General features: G+C 44.9%; 2 protein-coding genes. Both read right to left on the bottom strand.

The window, feature by feature from the left end:
* On the bottom strand, nucleotides 1-782 hold a 782-nt coding region (locus PR699_RS19570; protein WP_272577901.1), incomplete at its 3' end, for a polysaccharide export protein.
* Between the two features lie 148 nt (nucleotides 783-930).
* A partial coding sequence (locus PR699_RS19565; protein ID WP_272577900.1) for a UDP binding domain-containing protein occupies nucleotides 931-1,554 on the bottom strand: 624 nt, incomplete at its 5' end.

The raw sequence follows: 1,554 nt of genomic DNA, 5'->3' as shown, positions 1-1,554 counted from the left end.
CCCACTTCGCCCATCACAAACACTTTTTGCCCGTCATTACGTGGTACATATAGTACATCACCCGGTAGCATCAGATGGTTTTGGGTTAGGTCGCCATACTGAACTAATGCTTGCAGTGAAATTTTTATCTCTTTGCCATTTCGGGTGAGTACGACATTGTCCCAATCGGCTTTTTCAGTCAGGCCGCCTGCATTATTAAAGGCCTCTAAAACCGTTAGCGGTACGTTAGTAATCGGCAGTGTACCGGGTTTAGCCACTTCACCTGAAACATACATTTTCTGTGAGCGGAAGGCAGCAATGCTGACATCCACTTGTGGTGATTCGATATAAGTCGATAGACGGTTACTCACTAGATTACGGATTTCAGTGACCGTTTTACCAATGACTTTCACTTTACCGATATACGGATAGTAGATAGTACCATCGGAATGCACCCAGTTACCGGAGTCCGCAGCGCTACGATAAGAGCCGGCAGGAATAGTTAACTCAGGGTGATCCCAGACAGTAATGGTTAATACATCACCCACACCAACACGGTACTCATAGGTTGCCAGTTGCTTCTCTAGGGTTGGGTTGGGTTTTGCGATAACTTGTGGAGTATACATCTCATCTAACAGTTTTGGCGAGATTGGGTAGATATCGACAAATTTAGAAATATCACGATCGCCAGTGTCGACGACATTTTTCCCCGAGGTAGACATATAGACACCAGGGGTAACAGTACAGCCAGTTAGGAGAATACTAACAGCGACTAAGGTAAGTGGGAGACGCTTACTAAGCACAAGACCATCCTATGTTAAAATGTTTAGATAAGGTATAAGTGATGAGGAAACATCATTCCCACTTATACGTGTTTCATGTAAGTTTTGAATTAGTTTATAGCGCCGAGCATTTTTTGGCAAAAGTGTGTTAATAATTTTTATTTATTGGTTAATCGTTACCAAATAGGTCGCGGGTATACACTTTATCCGCCACATCTTCGATTTCAGGCACCATCCGGTTAGCCAAAATAATGTCGCTGTCCGCTTTAAAGGCCTCAAGGTCACGGTAGACTTTCGAGCGGAAGAACTCATCTTCTTTCAGCACCGGCTCATACACAATCACTTCGATACCTTTGGCCTTAATACGTTTCATCACGCCCTGCACCGCAGAGGCACGGAAATTATCAGAGCCTGCCTTCATCACCAAGCGGTAAACACCGACTTTACGTGGTGCTTTGGCAATAAGGGCATCGGAAATAAAGTCTTTACGCGTGCGGTTAGATTCCACAATGGCGTTAATCAGGTTATTCGGTACATCATCGTAGTTTGCCAACAACTGTTTGGTGTCTTTAGGGAGGCAATACCCGCCGTAACCGAAAGAGGGGTTGTTGTAGTGGCTACCGATACGCGGGTCTAATGACACCCCTTCAATGATTTGTCGTGCGTTCAAACCGCGGCTTTCTGCATAAGTATCTAATTCATTGAAATAGGCGACACGCATAGCCAAATAGGTGTTTGCAAACAGTTTAATCGCTTCGGCTTCTGTGCTGTCAGTAAACAGCACCGGAACATC

This window comes from Providencia sp. PROV268 (assembly GCF_028477805.1).
Classification (GTDB): domain Bacteria; phylum Pseudomonadota; class Gammaproteobacteria; order Enterobacterales; family Enterobacteriaceae; genus Providencia; species Providencia stuartii.
The sequence above is the reverse complement of the archived record's forward strand: the minus strand, read 5'-3'. Positions and strand labels throughout refer to the sequence as shown.